The organism is Sphingomonas sp. PL20 (assembly GCF_017875905.1).
Taxonomy (GTDB): Bacteria; Pseudomonadota; Alphaproteobacteria; order Sphingomonadales; family Sphingomonadaceae; genus Sphingomonas; species Sphingomonas echinoides.
Map to the genome: position 1 here is coordinate 2,310,664 of NZ_JAGINH010000002.1, position 16,696 is coordinate 2,327,359.

General features: G+C 65.3%; 18 protein-coding genes. 9 read left to right on the forward strand and 9 right to left on the reverse strand.

Going from position 1 to position 16,696, the window contains the following annotated elements:
• Nucleotides 1–232: 232 nt before the first annotated feature.
• The 7 genes from mltG to fabD all read right to left on the reverse strand — a co-directional run bounded on the left by mltG (nt 233) and on the right by fabD (nt 5,809).
• Nucleotides 233–1,198: an endolytic transglycosylase MltG gene (gene mltG, locus H4W01_RS10740; RefSeq protein WP_209610972.1), complete on the reverse strand. Its 966-nt coding sequence runs from the start codon at nt 1,196–1,198 to the stop codon at nt 233–235.
• 137 nt (nt 1,199–1,335) lie between these two features.
• Complete coding sequence (gene fabF, locus H4W01_RS10745; RefSeq protein ID WP_209610973.1) at nt 1,336–2,595, reverse strand: beta-ketoacyl-ACP synthase II; 1,260 nt, start codon at nt 2,593–2,595, stop codon at nt 1,336–1,338.
• A gap of 121 nt (nt 2,596–2,716) precedes the next feature.
• Nucleotides 2,717–2,953: an acyl carrier protein gene (locus H4W01_RS10750; RefSeq protein WP_010403338.1), complete on the reverse strand. Its 237-nt coding sequence runs from the start codon at nt 2,951–2,953 to the stop codon at nt 2,717–2,719.
• 95 nt (nt 2,954–3,048) lie between these two features.
• Nucleotides 3,049–3,615 (reverse strand): hypothetical protein, encoded by a 567-nt coding sequence (locus H4W01_RS10755; RefSeq protein WP_209610974.1) that lies wholly within the window; start codon nt 3,613–3,615, stop codon nt 3,049–3,051.
• A 43-nt stretch (nt 3,616–3,658) separates the two neighbouring features.
• Nucleotides 3,659–4,399 carry a 3-oxoacyl-[acyl-carrier-protein] reductase gene (gene fabG, locus H4W01_RS10760; RefSeq protein ID WP_209610975.1) on the reverse strand — a complete coding sequence of 247 codons (741 nt, stop codon included), beginning with the start codon at nt 4,397–4,399 and terminating at the stop codon, nt 3,659–3,661.
• Between the two features lie 4 nt (nt 4,400–4,403).
• On the reverse strand, nt 4,404–4,832 hold the full coding sequence (locus H4W01_RS10765) for a GxxExxY protein (RefSeq protein ID WP_209610976.1): 429 nt from the start codon (nt 4,830–4,832) through the stop codon (nt 4,404–4,406).
• A 41-nt stretch (nt 4,833–4,873) separates the two neighbouring features.
• On the reverse strand, nt 4,874–5,809 hold the full coding sequence (gene fabD / locus H4W01_RS10770; protein WP_209610977.1) for an ACP S-malonyltransferase: 936 nt from the start codon (nt 5,807–5,809) through the stop codon (nt 4,874–4,876).
• Nucleotides 5,810–6,016: 207 nt separating this feature from the next.
• Here fabD and H4W01_RS10775 point away from each other — a divergent pair, with 207 nt between their 5' ends.
• The 4 genes from H4W01_RS10775 to rplI all read left to right on the forward strand — a co-directional run bounded on the left by H4W01_RS10775 (nt 6,017) and on the right by rplI (nt 7,880).
• Nucleotides 6,017–6,391 (forward strand): RcnB family protein, encoded by a 375-nt coding sequence (locus H4W01_RS10775; RefSeq protein ID WP_209610978.1) that lies wholly within the window; start codon nt 6,017–6,019, stop codon nt 6,389–6,391.
• Between the two features lie 205 nt (nt 6,392–6,596).
• Entirely contained in the window at nt 6,597–7,031 is a 435-nt protein-coding gene (rpsF, locus tag H4W01_RS10780) for a 30S ribosomal protein S6 (RefSeq protein WP_010403344.1), read from the forward strand.
• 12 nt (nt 7,032–7,043) lie between these two features.
• Complete coding sequence (rpsR, locus tag H4W01_RS10785; protein ID WP_010163758.1) at nt 7,044–7,268, forward strand: 30S ribosomal protein S18; 225 nt, start codon at nt 7,044–7,046, stop codon at nt 7,266–7,268.
• Nucleotides 7,269–7,280: 12 nt separating this feature from the next.
• The gene (rplI, locus tag H4W01_RS10790; protein WP_209610979.1) at nt 7,281–7,880 is read left to right on the forward strand and encodes a 50S ribosomal protein L9; all 600 of its coding nucleotides are present in this window, start codon (nt 7,281–7,283) and stop codon (nt 7,878–7,880) included.
• A 342-nt stretch (nt 7,881–8,222) separates the two neighbouring features.
• Here the strand turns inward: rplI and H4W01_RS10795 are convergent, their stop codons facing one another.
• Nucleotides 8,223–8,789 (reverse strand): DUF1993 domain-containing protein, encoded by a 567-nt coding sequence (locus H4W01_RS10795; RefSeq protein WP_209610980.1) that lies wholly within the window; start codon nt 8,787–8,789, stop codon nt 8,223–8,225.
• Between the two features lie 98 nt (nt 8,790–8,887).
• The gene (gene mutL, locus H4W01_RS10800; RefSeq protein WP_209610981.1) at nt 8,888–10,720 is read right to left on the reverse strand and encodes a DNA mismatch repair endonuclease MutL; all 1,833 of its coding nucleotides are present in this window, start codon (nt 10,718–10,720) and stop codon (nt 8,888–8,890) included.
• A gap of 161 nt (nt 10,721–10,881) precedes the next feature.
• On the opposite strand from mutL, the gene H4W01_RS10805 reads away from it, so the two are divergent.
• From H4W01_RS10805 to rodA, 5 genes are all read left to right on the forward strand, one after another.
• Nucleotides 10,882–11,928 carry a rod shape-determining protein gene (locus H4W01_RS10805; protein WP_010403353.1) on the forward strand — a complete coding sequence of 349 codons (1,047 nt, stop codon included), beginning with the start codon at nt 10,882–10,884 and terminating at the stop codon, nt 11,926–11,928.
• 124 nt (nt 11,929–12,052) lie between these two features.
• Entirely contained in the window at nt 12,053–12,958 is a 906-nt protein-coding gene (gene mreC / locus H4W01_RS10810) for a rod shape-determining protein MreC (protein ID WP_126845765.1), read from the forward strand.
• Nucleotides 12,955–13,464, forward strand: coding sequence for a rod shape-determining protein MreD (gene mreD / locus H4W01_RS10815; RefSeq protein ID WP_209610982.1), 510 nt, complete (start codon nt 12,955–12,957; stop codon nt 13,462–13,464). Before mreC ends, mreD begins: the two co-directional genes overlap by 4 nt.
• A complete protein-coding gene (gene mrdA / locus H4W01_RS10820) occupies nt 13,461–15,566 on the forward strand; it encodes a penicillin-binding protein 2 (protein ID WP_209610983.1) in 2,106 nt (701 codons plus the stop codon). Before mreD ends, mrdA begins: the two co-directional genes overlap by 4 nt.
• A complete protein-coding gene (rodA, locus tag H4W01_RS10825; protein ID WP_010403359.1) occupies nt 15,563–16,678 on the forward strand; it encodes a rod shape-determining protein RodA in 1,116 nt (371 codons plus the stop codon). Before mrdA ends, rodA begins: the two co-directional genes overlap by 4 nt.
• Nucleotides 16,679–16,696: the final 18 nt, after the last annotated feature.

The window sequence follows — 16,696 nt, forward strand, 5'->3', positions numbered from 1 at the left end:
CCCATCACACCGTCACCCCGGCCTCGTGCCGGGGTCCACCGTCATCCCAAGCCAACCGCCCGCAGAACGTGCGGCCCGGTGGATGCCGGAACAAGCCCGACATGAACGGGGTCGACGTCCCATCCGTTCGTTTCGAGCGTAATCGAGAAACCACAGCGCAGCGCCCGCGACAGGTTTCTCGACGACGCTCGAAACGAACGGAAAGGGCTATTCCAGGAGATGTAATCCGTCTCTAAATCCCGTGCGCCGCGCGGTACGCCCGCCATTTGGCGACATTGGCGTTATGCTGTTCGAGCGTGTCGGCGAAGACATGCCCGCCCGATCCGTCGGCCACGAAATACAGCGCATTCGATGATGCCGGGTTCAGCACCGCATCGATCGAGGCGCGCCCCGGATTGCAGATCGGCCCGGCCGGCAAGCCCACCATCGCATAGGTGTTGTACGCGTTCACCGCATGCACCTCGGACAGCAAAATTCGCCGCCCAAGCGGCCGCCCTTTGGTGATCGGGTAGATGATCGTCGGGTCGGCCTGCAGCATCATGCCGCGCTTCAGCCGGTTGGAATAGACTGCCGCGACCATCGCGCGTTCGCTCGGCTTGCCGGTTTCCTTTTCCACGATCGAGGCGAGGATCAGCGCCTGTTCTGGCGTTGTCACCGCCAACCCAGGCTTGCGCTCCGCCCACGCATTGGCGAGGTAGCGGCGCATCACGCTCTGCATACGCTTGACGATGAAGTCGCGACTGTCGCCGCGCTGGAAGGCGTAGCTGTCGGGCAGGACGCTGCCTTCCTCGGGCACGGCGATCGTGCCGGTCAGCCCCGGCGTCTTGTCGAGCGCATCCTTGACCAGCACCGAGGGCCAGCCTTCGGGAATCGTCACGAAGCGCTGGATCGTCTTGGTGCCTTGCAGCACTTTGAGGATATCGGCCTGGCTGAGATGCGCCGGGATGCGATATTCGCCCGCCTTGATCGGCGCGTCCGCCCCGAACACCTTGGCAAACAGGCGGAAGCGCGACGCCGACGCAATCGCCCCGGCCTTCTCCAGTTGCACCGAAGCGGTTGCCAGGCTGCTGCCCGGCGCGATCTGCACCGTGATCGGGTGGGCGAGCGACCCGCGCCCGCCCCACATCTGCGCGACGCCGAACAACGCGGCGATCGCGGCAAGCCCGAGCAGCAGACCAAAGCAACCGAGCTTGCGCATTTATCGCGTCCTTGCTTCCCCGGCGCAGGCCGGGGCCCAGTTGCACGGCCCCAGATAGGTGCGCACAACGCCCGCCATCGACGCCCTACTCCTGGGCCCCGGCCTGCGCCGGGGAAGTGCAGGAGCGTAGCGCAAGATCAAATCGCCCGCATCACCAGGCTGGCATTTGTCCCGCCAAAGCCGAACGAATTGTTCAGCACCGCTTTGACCGAGCGCTTCTTGGCTACATGCGGCACCAGATCGACGCCCGCGCAATTGTCGCTCGGATTGTCGAGATTGAGCGTCGGCGGCACGATCTGGTCGCGCAAAGCGAGGATGCAGAAGATGCTCTCCACCGCGCCCGCGCCGCCGAGCAGATGCCCGATCGCCGACTTGGTCGAGCTCATCGACAGCGTGTCGATATTGCTGCCGAACAGGCGGCGCACCGCGTTCAGTTCCAGCTCGTCGCCGAGCGGGGTCGAGGTGCCGTGCGCGTTGATGTAATCGATGTCGGACAGGTCGAGGCCCGACTTTTTCATCGCCATCTGCATCGAGCGGAACGCGCCCGAGCCTTCGGGGTGCGGCGCGGTGACGTGATAAGCATCGCCCGACAGGCCATAGCCGATCACCTCGGCATAGATTTTCGCGCCGCGCGCCTTGGCGTGTTCATATTCCTCGAGGCAGACCACGCCTGCGCCCTCGCCCATGACGAAGCCGTCGCGATCCTTGTCATAGGGGCGGCTGGCGCGTTCGGGCGTCGCGTTGAAGCCCGTCGACAGCGCGCGCGCCTGGGCGAAGCCGGCAATGCCGAGCGGGCAGATCGCGCCCTCGGCGCCGCCCGCCAGCATCACATCGGCATCGTCCATCGCGATCATCCGCGCGGCGTCGCCGATCGAATGCGCGCCGGTCGAGCAAGCGGTGACGACGGCATGGTTGGGGCCCATCAGACCGTATTTGATCTGCACCTGGCCGGTGATCAGGTTGATCAAGCGACCATGCACGAAATGCGGGGAGACGCGGCGCGGGCCGCGTTCGTGCAGCACGATCGATTCGCTGGCGATGCCCGGCAAGCCGCCAATGCCCGATCCGATCGAGCAGCCCGCGCGGAACTTCTGTTCCTCGGTCATGTCGAGCAAGCCGGCATCTTCCAGCGCCTGTCCGGCGGCATCGATGCCATAGATGATGAACGGATCGACCTGGCGCTGCACCTTATGGTCGACGCGCTTGCCGGGGTCGAAACCGTACGCATGGTCGGCCGGCTTCACCTCGCACGCGATAGTGCAGGCATAGTCGGTCGCGTCGAAACGCGTGATCGTGCCGGCACCCGATTTCGACGCCAGGATATTCGCCCAGGCGGTTTCGACATCGGCGCCCAAAGGCGTCACCAGCCCCAGTCCGGTTACGACAACACGGCGCATGGCCATCTCCGTTTATTCAAATGCTCGTAAATGGGAAACGGCCCCACGCCCCCGGTCAGTACCCTGGGACGGGGAGCCGTTCCTGTCTTCAGCCGTGCGGCCGCGCCACGAGGCGTGGCGCTCAGCCCTTATGCTCTTCGATGAACGCGATCGCGTCCTTCACGGTCGTGATCTTCTCGGCGGCATCGTCGGGGATCTCGACTTCGAATTCTTCTTCAAACGCCATCACCAATTCGACGATGTCGAGGCTGTCTGCGCCCAGATCGTCGATGAAGCTCGCGTCTTCGGTCACCTTGTCGGCTTCGACGCCGAGGTGCTCGACGACGATTTTCTTAACGCGCTCTGCGATCTCGCTCATTGTAATGTCCCTCTATCGGTGGGGGTTTGGGTGTTTCCTGAACGCACGTAGAACGCGCATCCGAACCGCGCAAGAGGGCGGCGCGGCCTGTACGGCTATTTGCCCGCATAGGCCTTTTCGGCATCGTGTTCGCCAATGCTCGAATAGACCGCCATATTGAGAGCCTGGCCCAGCGCCTGCACGTCGGCTGCGGCCAACCCGTCGATCTTCACCCCTGCGCTCTCCAAATGGGCGAATGCAGCCCGATTGAGCTCAGGAGTCACGCCGCCTTTCGCATAGATCGCGCGACCGTCCGGTGTGAGGCCATCGACATAACGGGCGACGATCTCCTCGTTCAGGCCGAACCGGCGACCGCGTTCGATCGCATCCTCGCGCAGGACGCGCATCGAAAAGAACTGCACTGCCGCATTCTCGCGCGGCTTGCCCCAGCCATAGGCCCTGCGGCAGTTCTGGACGACCTTGCTCACTACAGTCATCGCAACCTTGCCGCCCTTGCTGGTCGGCTGGAAATGCGCGTTGACCAGATCGACCAGATCGGCATTGGGCAACCGATCTGTATGCGTCACGATGCAGCCGACCGGTGGCAAATCCACGTTGGACGCCATCGCAGGCACTGGCGCAAAGCCAAGCGCAAGAAAGCTCCCGATAAAGACGATACGCATCCCTTATCCCCTATATTTGGCCATGCCGACGCAGCGCCGCTGGTCAGATCATCGCCATCCCACCGTTAACGTGCAAGGTCTGCCCGGTGACATACCCCGCCTCGCGGCTTGCCAGATAGACGACAGCGCTGCCGATGTCTGCGCCCTCCCCCATCTTACCCATCGGAATCCGTGCGTTAAGCGCCTCTTTTTGCGCATCGGGCAGAATGTCGGTCATCGGTGAGGCGATGAAACCGGGCGCCACGCAATTCACGGTGATTCCGCGCGATGCCAATTCCTGCGCCAGCGCCTTGGACATGGCGGTCAGCGCGCCCTTGGAGGCGGCGTAATTGGCCTGCCCCGGGTTGCCGGTGGTGCCGACGACCGAGGTGATCGACACGATCCGCCCGAAGCGTGCCTTCATCATCGGCCGCGCCGCCGCGCGCGCGAGCCGGAAGGCGGCTTCCAGATTGACGCGGATCACCTGATCCCATTCGTCATCCTTCATCCGCATGACGAGATTGTCGCGCGTGATGCCGCCATTGTTGACAAGAATATCGAGCTTGCCGCCCAGCGCCTCGACCGCGGCGGGCACCAGCGCATCGACCGCGGCACCATCCGACAGATCGCACGGCAAAGCGACATGCTCGCCGCCGAGGCTATCCCGAAACGCCTCCAATTTGGCGACATTGGACCCGGAAACCGCCAACCGCGCCCCCTGCCCGGCCAAGGCCTGCGCAATCGCCGACCCAATCCCCCCCGAAGCGCCGGTCACCAGCGCGGTCATGCCTGTAAGGTCGAACATTGTCTTAATCTCCAGGGTTGTTTGGTTCGCGCAGAGGCGCAGAGGACGCAGAGACGTGGTTATTCACCAGCCTGCGGACGCCCTCTTTCAGCGTGTCGCCACCAAAGTTGATCAGCAGCCCGACGGGCTGCCTGGTTAATCTCAGATAGGTCAGCAATTGCTTTGCATGGACCGGAAGGAGCCGCTCGATCGATTTGATTTCGACGACAAGCCGCTGGTCCACCAGCAAGTCGATCTTGAACGCGCCTTCGAAGTGCATCCCATCGAAATCGATGGAAACCGGCCGCTGCCGCTCGACAGCGTAGCCCATTTTCATCAACCGGCCTGCCAGCAAGGCTTCGCAGACGCTTTCCATGAGCCCCGGCCCGAGATCTCGGTGCAAACGCAACGCGACATCCAGCACGTCCCCGCTGACCTGGTCGATATCTTTCACTTCTTCTCCGCGTCCTCCGCGCCTCTGCGCGAACAAACCTTCTACAGCACCTTCGCCAAAGCCTCGATATCGCCCATGGTCACCACGCTGACCGCATCCACATCTGCCGCGATGCGTTTGACCATCGGGGTCAGCACCTTGCCGCCGAATTCGATGAAGCGCTCCACGCCGGTTTCCGCCAGCGCCAGCACCGATTCGCGCCAGCGCACCATGCCGGTCACTTGCTCGACCAGCAGGCGGCGGATCGTGTCCGGGTCTCCCACCGGCGACGCCGTCACATTGGCGAACACCGGCACCAGCGGCGCATCGATCCGCGCCTCGGCCAGCGCCTTTTCCATCGCGTCGGCGGCGGGCTGCATCAGCGGGCAGTGGAACGGTGCCGACACCGGCAGCAGCACCGCACGCTTCGCGCCCATATCCTTGGCCAGCGCCACTGCGCGCTCGATCGCGCCGCGATGGCCCGAAATCACCACTTGCGAAGGATCATTGTCATTGGCGACGGTGCAAACCTCTCCTTCGGCTGCAGCCTCGGCAATGGCGCGCGCCTTGTCGACATCGGCCCCGAGCAGTGCCGCCATCGCGCCCACGCCAACCGGCACCGCCGCCTGCATCGCCAGCCCGCGATGCTTCAGCAGCAACGCCGTCGTCGCCAGGTCAATCGCGCCCGCTGCGCACAAGGCGCTATATTCGCCCAGCGAATGCCCCGCGACATAATCGGCCTTGTCGGCCAGCCGAATGCCGCCCTCTTTCTCCAGCACGCGCAGCGTCGCAATGGCATTGGCCATGATCGCGGGCTGCGCATTCTCGGTCAGCTGCAACTGATCCTCCGGCCCCTCGCTCATCAGCCGGAACAGATGCTGGCCCAGCGCCTCATCGACTTCCTGGAACACCGCGCGCGCCTCCGCGCTCGCCTCGGCCAGCGCCTTGCCCATGCCAACGCTCTGGCTGCCCTGCCCCGGAAAAATAAAAGCCCGCATCGTGATACTCCTTTGGCGCGGCGGTTAGGCGCTCCGCCAAAGCCGCGTCAAGAACGGGGCACCCCGCGCGCAACCTGAACAGGGCCGAAGCGGACGGGACACTTTGCGACCATTTCGGGTTCTATCCGCCACGGGTGTGCGACAACCGCACCCCAGATACCTGTTCGACGCCGGGAGTAAGGCGCCGTTTCAAAAAGGAGCCCAATCATGAAGAAACTCATTCTGGCCGTTCTGGCCGCCACCACCGTGCTCAGCCCGCTCGCCGCCAGTGGCGCGAGCGCACAGCAGCGCGACGAGCGGCGCAGCACCACCGTCGTGCGCCAGCAGCCCAATGGCCGCACCGTCGTCACCAAGCGCACTGTCGTGCGCCCCGAGCCCGGCCGTCGCTGGGCGCGCGGGCAGCGCTTCGACCGCCGCTATGCCAGCAATTACCGCGAAATCAGCGATTGGCGGCAGTATCGCGGGCGTCGCCTCTACGCTCCACCGCGCGGCTATCACTGGGTCCGCTCGGGCAATGATGCCGTACTCGTCGCGCTCAGCGGCGGCGTGATCGGCGCGGTGCTGGCCGGCGCGTTCAACTAAGACGCGTCTCCTTCGTCATGACGGGCATGGCCCGGGGTGACGGAGGTCCGTGCCGGGCTTGCCTTCCTCGCGAATTTCGCTATGGGACGCCGATCGGGGTGGAGAGCGCACGCTTTCCGCCCCGGTTGTTATGCAAGACGATAGCCGGAGGGGCGTTTCGCATGGTGCGGGCGTCAGCGATCGGCCAAGAAGAGAGACGAGACACATGGCTCTATACGAGCACGTGTTCCTTGCGCGCCAGGATCTGGCACAGGCGCAAGTGGACGCTCTGGCGGAAATCGCCACCAAGATCGTGAACGATAATGAAGGCCGGGTCGTCAAGACCGAGAATTGGGGCCTGCGCAGCCTCGCCTACAAGATCGCCAAGAACCGCAAGGCGCATTACGTCATGCTCGAAATCGATGCCCCGGGCAGCGTGATCGTCGAGCTGGAGCGTCAGGTTCAGATCAACGAAGACATTATTCGCTACATGACCGTCAAGATCGACGCGTCCGAAGAGGGCCCGAGCGTGATGATGCGCAAGTCCGATCGTGACCGTGAGCGTCGCAGCGATCGTGAAGGCGGCCGCGAAGGCCGTGGCGATCGTCCCGACCGCGGCGACCGCGAGGATCGCCCCCGCCGCAGCTTTGACGGCGAATAAGGAGCTATAGATATGGCACGCCCATTTTTCCGCCGCCGCAAGAGCTGCCCCTTCTCCGCGAAGGACGCCCCCCGGATCGATTATAAGGACGTCCGTCTGCTGCAGGGCTTCGTGTCCGAGCGTGGCAAGATCGTCCCGTCGCGCATCACCTCGGTGAGCGCCAAGAAGCAGCGCGAGCTCGCCCAGGCGATCAAGCGTTCGCGCCATCTGGGCCTGCTGCCCTACATCGTTAAGTAAGGGGCCCAACAGATGGACATCATCCTGCTGGAACGCGTCGAAAAGCTCGGCAACATCGGCGACGTCGTCAAGGTCAAGGACGGCTTCGCCCGTAATTACCTGCTGCCGAACAAGAAGGCGCTCCGTTCCAACGAAGCCAACCGCAAGGTCTTCGAAAAGAACCGCGAAAAGATCGTGGCCGACAACGCTGCCAAGCGTTCGGAAGCCGAGGTCGAAGCCAAGACGATCGACGGCATCACGCTGACGCTGATCCGCCAGTCGTCGAACACCGGCCAGCTTTACGGTTCGGTCGCCGTGCGCGATCTGATCGAAGCGCTCGATGCCGCTGGCCACAAGGTCTCCAAGTCGGCGATCGTGCTCAACAAGCCGATCAAGGCGATTGGCCTCTATGAGGTCAAGGTTTCGCTGCACCCGGAAGTGTCGGTGACGATCAAGGTCAACATTGCCCGCTCGCCCGAAGAGGCCGAGATGCAGGCCAAGGGCGTCAACGTCATGGAAGCCATGTTCGAAAAGGACGAGGCTGGTTTCGTCGAAGCGTACGATCCCAATGCCGAGCCCGGCGCAACGGCGGAAGTCGGCGCGGACGATGCCGAGGCACCGACCGCAGCCTGAGCCTTTCGCTCAAGCGCACAGAAAAAGGGCCGTCCGGAGCAATCCGGGCGGCCCTTTTTCTGTGCCACTATCCTCCCCGTACCGGGGAGGATAGTTTATCCTGTAACCGCGCAAGCGCCAACAAGCGCCGCAAACGGGATGAGGGCAAGGAATACGGGAAGAATCTTGTTCATGAAACGGATCGCTTTGCGGTGATGGGGATATGGCCTGACAACGTCGCGCTTGAGATGCGTATGCACCCCACCCAATTCAATACGGCGAACCGTTCTTTATTGTAGACGAAATGAACCGAACAGAGTTTCGCCGTTCATCCGTGCGCAAGCCACTCCCCCCACGCGCCGCTCATTGCGAAGGGAGCGTCCCCGGCCGAACGTAGGCGAACATGTGCGCGACATAATCGGCCTTGCCCAGCGCGACGCCCTCGGCCCGCAGGATCCCGTAGGCGGTCATCACATGGAAGAAGAATTGCGGCAGTGCCCAGTCGCGGACGTAGTGTGCGGTCGAAAAGTCGAACACGATTCCCTGCGGCAACGTATGGGCGATCGGCGTCGCCGGATCGACGACCAGGGCGTCTGCCACGGCCTGCTCCACGATCGCCAGCGTCTCGGCAATGCGCGCTTGCGCCTCTGCGATCGTGCCCGGGCGTTCGCCCGCATTGCGCCCTTCGCTCAGCAGCACCGCGAGCGACTCCGGAAACGCTTCGCCGCGCAACCGATAGACGCCCTCCTGCGCCTGCACACAGGCAAAGCGCACTTGCGTGGCCAGCGGGAACATGTCCGGTGCGAGCCGCGCCGCCATCAGTGCATCCGCCGCGCCGCCTGGCATCTGCCCCTCGGCCTTGGTCAGCCATCCCGACAGCGCGTTCAACATCTGGGTGTAGGTGGGAAACAGCATATCGGGGAGGGTCATGACCATCTCTCTATAAGGTGCGCAGGCATTCTTGCCGACATCGCCCTGTACGCCTGGCGGAACGAGCCCGCCACTGCGGTCAGCGCGTCATCCCGCTGCTATTTCCGCCCGAACAGCTTTTCGATGTCGCCGTGCGCCAGCTTGACCCAAGTCGGGCGGCCGTGATTGCATTGGCCCGAATGCGGGGTGATTTCCATTTCGCGGAGCAGCGCGTTCATCTCGGCGACCGACAGCACCCGCCCGGCGCGGACCGAGCCGTGGCACGCCATCGTCGCGGCGACATGGTCGAGCCGCTCGCGCAAGCTGAGCGCCTCGTCGAACGCGGCGAGTTCATCGGCCAGATCGGTGACGAGGCCCGTCACATCGCCTTGCCCGAGCAGCGCGGGCACGCCGCGCACCAACATCGCGCGCGGGCCGAAGCGGTCGAGGTCGAGACCAAATTCGCTCAGTTCCGCCGCGCGCGCCTCGAGCCGGTCGCAGGCGCTCTCGTCGAGTTCGATCACCTCGGGCAGCAGCAGCGCCTGGCTCGCCACCCCGCCGCTCGCCATCGCCTTGCGCATGCGTTCGAGCACGAGCCGTTCATGCGCGGCATGCTGGTCGACCAGGATCAGCCCGTCGCGGCTTTCGGCGACGATATAGGTCTTGGCCACCTGCCCGCGCGCCACGCCGAGCGGATAATCGGCGGTTTCGGGCGGCGGCGCATAAGCGGGTTCGGCGCGGGCTTGTGGGGGTGGGGTGAAGCTGGGGCGGCGGTCGTTGAGGGTGTAGTTGTTGGTGGAGCGCGGCGCTTCCCACTGCCCCTCTCCCCTGCCCGCGTCGTCGCCCTTGGGTTCTTCCGGGGGAAGAACCTGCGACGACGCGCCCCACAAGTGGGGAGAGAGAGATTGAGGCTCGACTGGCTCGCTTTGCCACGCCGCCATCGCCGTTTCCGGTGCCCGCTGGCTGCGGTGGCCGGCTTCATCCAGCGCGCGGCGCAGGCCGCTGACGATCAGCCCGCGCACCAGCGCCGGGTCACGGAAGCGCACCTCGGTCTTGGCCGGATGCACGTTCACGTCGACCGCGTCGGGCGGCACGTCGAGGAACAGCGCCACCACCGCATGGCGGTCGCGCGGCATCATCTCGGCATAGGCCCCGCGAATCGCCCCGATCAGCAGCCGGTCCTTCACCGGGCGCCCGTTGACGAACAGATATTGGTGGTCGGCAATGCCGCGGTTGAAGGTGGGCAACCCGGCGATCCCGCCAAGCCCGATCCCTTCGCGCACGAAATCGACGCCGACGCCATTGTCGACCAGCCCGCGATCGGTGAGCGCGGCGACGCGGTCGGGCAAGCTCTCGCCCGCGCTCACCCCAAACGAACGCCGCCCGTCATGCTCGACCGAAAAGCCGATATCGGGCCGCGCCATGGCGAGCCGCTTGACCACATCGATGCAGGCGGCGAATTCGCTGCGCGCCGAGCGCAGGAACTTGCGCCGTGCCGGTACCCGCTCGAACAGCGCCTCCACCCGCACCCGCGTGCCCGGTGGAATCGCGGCGGGGCCTTCGGACAGCAGCACGCCATTGTCGACCACGCGCGCCCACCCTTCCGCCCCGCGCGGGCGGCTTTCCAGCGTGAGCCGCGCCACGCTCGCGATCGAGGGCAACGCCTCGCCGCGAAAACCGAGCGTGCTGACCGCTTCGATCGCTTCGTCCGGCAGCTTGGAGGTGGCATGGCGTTCCAGCGCCAGCGCCATGTCGGGCGGGGTCATGCCGCACCCGTCATCGGTCACCTCGACCAGATCGGTGCCCCCGCCGGCCAGGCGCACGGCGATGCGCGTCGCCCCGGCGTCGATCGCATTCTCGACCAATTCCTTCAACGCGCTGGCGGGTCGTTCCACCACTTCACCGGCAGCAATGCGATTGACGAGATGTTCTGGCAGGCGGCGTATTGACATGGCCTAGCCTCTAGCCCAATCGACGGCATCCCGCGACCCGCATTCAACCGAGCATCAGAGCGTGGAGACACCGCTCTGAACGCCCCGGTTGCAAGCGCAAGCGCGACCCTTTGTGCGACCTGTCGGCAGATCCGTAAGTCCGGCGTGAAACGGAACGATCCATGGGCTTTTTCTCGAATCTCTTCCGCTTTTCTTCTCATGACATGGCCATCGATCTCGGCACCGCCAACACGGTCGTCTATCTGCGCGGCAAGGGCATCGTGCTCAACGAGCCGTCGGTGGTGGCGGTTGAAACGCTCAATGGCGTCAAGCGCGTCAAGGCCGTGGGCGATGACGCCAAGCTGATGATGGGCAAGACTCCCGACAGCATCCAGGCGATCCGCCCGCTTCGCGATGGCGTCATCGCCGACATCGATGTTGCCGAGCAAATGATCAAGCACTTCATCCACAAGGTGCACGGTGGCCAACGCCGCTTCATGCGCTGGCCGCAAATCGTGATCTGTGTGCCGTCGGGTTCGACCTCGGTCGAACGCCGCGCGATCCGCGACGCCGCCTCGAACGCGGGTGCCAGCCAGGTGTGGCTGATCGAGGAGCCGATGGCCGCCGCGATCGGTGCCGACATGCCCGTCACCGAGCCGATCGGTTCGATGGTCGTCGATATCGGCGGCGGCACCACCGAAGTCGCCGTGCTGTCGCTGCGCGGCCTCGCCTACACCACCTCGGTGCGCGTCGGCGGCGACAAGATGGACGAAGCGATCGTCTCCTATGTTCGCCGCAACCATAACCTGCTGATCGGCGATGCCACCGCCGAGCGGATCAAGCAGGAAGTCGGCGTCGCCAAGCCGCCGCTCGACGGCATCGGCCTGACGATCCACGTCAAGGGCCGCGATCTCGTCAACGGCGTGCCGAAGGAAATCCAGATCAACCAGGGCCAGATCGCCGAGGCGCTGAGCGAGCCCGTCGGCCAGATCGTCGAGGGCGTGCGCATCGCACTCGAAAACACCGCGCCCGAACTCGCCGCCGACATCGTCGACCAGGGCATCGTGCTCACCGGTGGTGGTGCCTTGCTCAAGGGCATCGACGAAGTGCTGCGCGATGAGACCGGCCTGCCCGTCACCATCGCCGACGACCCGCTGACGTGCGTCGCGCTGGGCACTGGTCGCGCGCTGGAGGATCCGGTGTTCCGGGGCGTCCTCCACTCGGCGTGACGCACTGAAATGACACGTCCTTGTGCCTGAGCAGCTAGGGTAGCCCCTACTCAGGCACAGCGACATCGCGTAAGGCGAAGACCGGTTTCTATAGGCGGCCCTCGGGCTTTTGGATGGGGTTAGCATGGCGCCGCCACACAATCGGCGCCCGGGTTTTTCGCGGCGGGCGCAATACGGTTTCTTCCTGGCATATGTCGTCGCGTTGGCGGGTGCGATCGTCAGCGCGGTGCTGCTTGCCTTGTCCTCGCTCGATCCGCCCGCCTTCGCCTCGCTCCGCGCCAGCCTGGCGGAGGTCACCACACCGGTGTCGTCGGGGATCTCCGGGGTGGGCAACTGGCTGGGCTCGATCCCGGGCGGGATTGGCGACTATATCGCGGTGCGTGGCCAGAATGCCGCCTTGCGCAAACAACTGGCCGACCAGCACGCGCTGTTCATGCGCGCGCGCTCGCTCTCCTATGACAACCGCCGCTTGCTGGCATTGCTCCAGGTGCGCGAGCGCATTGCCGAGCCGGTGGTGGCGGCGCGTCTCGTCAGTTCCACAGGCTCCAGCACGCGGCGCTTTGCCGTGCTCAACGCGGGATCCTGGCAGGGCGTCGCCACCGGCCAACCGGTGCGCGGGCCCGAAGGCCTGATCGGCCGCGTCCTCGAGACTGGCCCCAACAGCGCCCGCGTGCTGCTGCTGATCGATCCGGAAAGCGTGGTGCCGGTGCGGCGCACACGCGACGGCATGCCAGCGCTCGCCGCCGGGCGCGGCGACGGGTTGATCGACGTGAAGTCGGTTGCGCTTTCCACCACCGATTTCGGGCCGGGCGACGTGTTCGTGACCTCGGGCACCGGCGGCATCTACCCGCCCAACATTCCTGTCGCGCGCGTCCTCCGGCGCGGCCGTGACGCGTCGATCGCGCGCAGTTTCGCCCAGGCCGACACGCTCGATTACGCGCTGGTGCAGCGCGCCTTCATGCCCGAGCCGCCGCCCATTCCCGTGCCGATCCCAACGCCCAAACCCGCCAAGCCCAAGAAGAAGAAATGAGCCAGGTTCGCGGCCCGTTCGACGAGGCACCGGTAACCGGTTTTCAGCGCTTCGTGCCGGCGCTGTCGGTCGTGGTCGGCTCGGCGGTGACGCTGTGGCCGTTCATCGCGACCTTTCCGATCCTGCCGCCCTTCGGGCTGTTGATGCTGCTCGGCTGGCGGCTGACCAAACCCGATTCGCTCCGCATCTGGGCCCCGCTTCCGCTGGGGTTGTTCGATGATCTGATCAGCGGGCAACCGCTCGGCACCGCTATGCTGTTCTGGACGCTGTGCTTCTTCATGATCGACCTGATCGATCAGCGGATCGTCTATCGTGATTTCTGGCAGGACTGGTTGATTGCTGCCGGGTCGGTTGCCTTCTGCCTGATCCTGGGGCGCCTCGTCGCCGCGCCGCTCGGCGCGCATGTCGACACCGTTCTGCTGCTGCAGATCGTGATCGCAACGCTGCTCTTCCCGCTCGCCGCCCGCATTTGCGCCATGCTGGCGGGCGATGAGGAGCCGGAATGAAGCGCGCGACCTTCGCGCAATCGCCGCGCATGGTGACCGAGGCGTCGCAAAGCTACAGCTTTTCGCGCCGCGCGATCCTGCTGGGAGGCTTGCAGGGCGCGGTTGGCGTCGCGCTCGCCGGACGCATGGCCTGGCTCGCCATCGCTGAAAACGCACGGTACAGCTCGCTCAGCGAAAGCAACCGCGTCAACATGACGCTGGTCCCGCCCCGGCGTGGCTGGATCGTCGATCGCCACGGCGCGCCGATCGCCAACAACCGCACCGACTTTCGCGTCGACATCATCCCCGACCGGCTCGAAAATAAGGGCCATGTGCTGGGGTTGCTGCGCGATATCCTGAAGCTGCCGCCCGAGGAGATGGACCGGCTGGTCGCCGATCTGGAGCACGCCGCCGGTTTCCAGCCGGTACAGGTGGCGGAGAATCTCGATTGGGAACGCTTCGCCGCCGTCAGCGTGCGCCTGCCCGAGCTTCCCGGCGTCGCCCCCACACGCGGCTTTTCGCGGAGTTATCCGGCGGGGGCGGCGGTCGCCCATCTCACCGGCTATGTCGGTGCCGCCTCCGCCGAACAATATAAACAGACGCGCGACCCGTTGATGGTCACCCCGGGTTTCAAGCTGGGCAAGGATGGCTTGGAGAAGACGCTCGAATCGACGCTGCGCGGGGTCGCTGGCCAAAAACGCGTCGAGGTCACCGCACGCGGCAAGCTCGTCGCCGAACTGGCGACCAAGCCCGATCAGCCGGGCACCAACGCCCGCCTGACGATCGATGCGGGCCTGCAGGAATATGCCGCGCGGCGGCTCGGCACGCAGTCGGGCTCAGTCGTGGTGATCGACGTGGCGACCGGCGAGATGCTCGCGATGGTATCGATGCCCGCTTATGATCCCAACACTTTTTCCGACGGGATCAGCCATCTCGAATGGAAGATGCTGTCGGACAACGACCATGTGCCGTTGATGAACAAGGTGCTCCAGGGGCTGTATCCACCGGGCTCGACGGTGAAGCCGATGAACGGTCTCGCCCTGCTCGGCGCGGGCGTTCCCGCATCCGATCGCGTCGTCTGTACGGGGGCGTTGCGCGTCGGCACCGGCATCTTCCACTGCCACAAGAAGAGCGGGCACGGCGCGCTCGACCTCAAGAACGCGATCATGCAGAGCTGCGACATCTATTTTTACGAGATGATCCGCCGGCTCGGCTACGATCATGTCGCGCCGGTCGCGCGCAGGCTTGGGCTCGGGCAGAAATTCGACCTGCCCTTCAACAGCCAGCGTTACGGCACCGTCCCCGACACCGCCTGGAAGCTGCGCCGCTACAAACAGCCGTGGACCGTTCCCGATTCGCTCAACGCGTCGATCGGCCAGGGCTATGTGCTGACCAACCCGCTCCAGCTCGCGGTGATGGCCTCGCGCCTCGCCTCGGGGCGTGCGCTCCAGCCAAGCATCCTTGCCGACCATGTCCACGCCGACGCCCCTCCCCTGCCGATCCAGCCGGACCACCTCCGGACGATCCACGAGGCGATGTGGGGGGTGGTCAATGGCGGCGGCACCGGTGGCGCGGCACGGATGCTGATCCCGGGCGTTCAGCTCGCCGGCAAGACCGGCACCGCGCAGGTCCGCCGCATCACCATGGCCGAACGCGCCGGCGGCGTGCTGAAGAATGGCGCGCTCCCGTTCAAGATGCGCGATCACGCGCTGTTCCAGGGTTTCGCACCGCACGACAAGCCGCGCTATGCGATCGCCGTGGTGCTCGAACATGGCGGCCACACCGTCCGCAATCTCGATACGCCCGCTATCGCGCGCGACATCATGACCTATCTCTTCGACCGTGACCGCGCGCTGGCGGCGCTGGCCGAGGCCGAGCCGACCTGGGGCGGCGATATCAAGACCCGCATGGCCGCAGAGACCGCCGCCTATCGTGCGGCGGCGGGAGCGCCGCCGCTGGCGGTCGGCGCGCAGACCGAGCTGAACGCCACGGCGCCCACCGATGCCCCCGCCGTCCGCGCCGCCTCCGCCGCCGATGTCGCAGCGGCGGAAGACCTCGCCAATAGCGCCGCCCCCGGCAACACCGTCGCCGAAGACGGGACGACCGAGCGGGACGTGCCATGAGCGGCCTCAACTTCGTCCCGGCCCCCCTGGCGCAATTGCCGTGGCGGATCCTGCTGCTGGTCATCGCGATCGGCGGCTTCGACCTGTTCGTGCTCTATTCGGCGGCGGGCGGCAGCATCCGGCCATGGGCGCTTTCGCAGGGCATTCGCTTCGTCGTGTTTCTGGCGGGGGCGATCGCGCTGTCGCGGGTGCGCGAGACCACGTGGAGCAGCCTCGCTTTGCCGGCGTATGGCGTGCTGTGCGTGCTGCTGGTGCTGGTGGAGCTGATCGGCGCGGTGCGCGGCGGCGGGCAGCGTTGGCTCGATCTCGGCATCGGCTTCCGGTTGCAGCCATCGGAACTGATGAAGCCGTGCATCGTGCTGGCCTGCGCGAAATTCTACGACATGCTGCCACCCAATGAGACGCGGCGTTTCGGCGCGATCTGGCCCGCCGCCTTGCTGATCCTGGTGCCCGCCGCCTTGGTGATGAAACAGCCCGATCTCGGCACCGCGCTGATGATCACCATTGGCGGGGTGACGGTGATGTTCCTGGCGGGCGTGCCGCTGCGTCTGTTCATTGGGGGCGCGCTGGCCTTGGGCGCGGCGGTGCCGCTCACCGTGAATTTCGTGCTGCGCGGTTATCAGCGCAACCGCATCATGGTGTTCCTCGATCCCGAAAGCGATCCGCTCGGCATCGGCTATCACATCAGCCAGTCGAAGATTGCGATCGGATCGGGCGGCATCTTCGGCAAGGGCTTTCTCAACGGCACCCAGAGCCACCTCGACTACCTGCCCGAAGGCCATACCGATTTCGCGCTGGCGACGATGATGGAGGAATGGGGTCTGGTTGGCGGCGTGTTGCTGATCATCGCCTTTGTCGGCATCGTGCAATGGGGCTTGGCAGCATCGCTTCAGGCACAATCGCGCTTCGCCCGCCTGACCGCCGCCGGGCTCGCCGCGACGATCTTTTATTATGTGGCGATCAACATGGCGATGGTGATGGGCCTCGCCCCGGTGGTCGGCGTGCCGCTGCCGCTGATCAGCAATGGCGGGTCGTCGCAAATGACCTTCATGCTGTGTCTGGGCATCCTGATGTCGATCGACCGCACCAATCGCCAGACCACGCGCTGGTAATTTTTATGGGCTTTGCGC

Bases quoted from the DNA above. Each gene is read 5' to 3' on its own strand.
- mutL (WP_209610981.1), bottom strand. From the start codon at position 10,720: ATGTCAATACGCCGCCTGCCAGAACATCTCGTCAATCGCATTGCTGCC.
- H4W01_RS10795 (WP_209610980.1), bottom strand. From the start codon at position 8,789: ATGACCCTCCCCGATATGCTGTTTCCCACCTACACCCAGATGTTGAAC.
- fabF (WP_209610973.1), bottom strand. From the start codon at position 2,595: ATGCGCCGTGTTGTCGTAACCGGACTGGGGCTGGTGACGCCTTTGGGC.
- H4W01_RS10750 (WP_010403338.1), bottom strand. From the start codon at position 2,953: ATGAGCGAGATCGCAGAGCGCGTTAAGAAAATCGTCGTCGAGCACCTC.
- mreD (WP_209610982.1), top strand. From the start codon at position 12,955: ATGAGCCAGGTTCGCGGCCCGTTCGACGAGGCACCGGTAACCGGTTTT.
- rpsR (WP_010163758.1), top strand. From the start codon at position 7,044: ATGGCACGCCCATTTTTCCGCCGCCGCAAGAGCTGCCCCTTCTCCGCG.
- fabG (WP_209610975.1), bottom strand. From the start codon at position 4,399: ATGTTCGACCTTACAGGCATGACCGCGCTGGTGACCGGCGCTTCGGGG.
- rodA (WP_010403359.1), top strand. From the start codon at position 15,563: ATGAGCGGCCTCAACTTCGTCCCGGCCCCCCTGGCGCAATTGCCGTGG.
- mrdA (WP_209610983.1), top strand. From the start codon at position 13,461: ATGAAGCGCGCGACCTTCGCGCAATCGCCGCGCATGGTGACCGAGGCG.
- H4W01_RS10805 (WP_010403353.1), top strand. From the start codon at position 10,882: ATGGGCTTTTTCTCGAATCTCTTCCGCTTTTCTTCTCATGACATGGCC.
- fabD (WP_209610977.1), bottom strand. From the start codon at position 5,809: ATGCGGGCTTTTATTTTTCCGGGGCAGGGCAGCCAGAGCGTTGGCATG.
- mreC (WP_126845765.1), top strand. From the start codon at position 12,053: ATGGCGCCGCCACACAATCGGCGCCCGGGTTTTTCGCGGCGGGCGCAA.
- rplI (WP_209610979.1), top strand. From the start codon at position 7,281: ATGGACATCATCCTGCTGGAACGCGTCGAAAAGCTCGGCAACATCGGC.
- H4W01_RS10755 (WP_209610974.1), bottom strand. From the start codon at position 3,615: ATGCGTATCGTCTTTATCGGGAGCTTTCTTGCGCTTGGCTTTGCGCCA.
- H4W01_RS10775 (WP_209610978.1), top strand. From the start codon at position 6,017: ATGAAGAAACTCATTCTGGCCGTTCTGGCCGCCACCACCGTGCTCAGC.
- rpsF (WP_010403344.1), top strand. From the start codon at position 6,597: ATGGCTCTATACGAGCACGTGTTCCTTGCGCGCCAGGATCTGGCACAG.
- mltG (WP_209610972.1), bottom strand. From the start codon at position 1,198: ATGCGCAAGCTCGGTTGCTTTGGTCTGCTGCTCGGGCTTGCCGCGATC.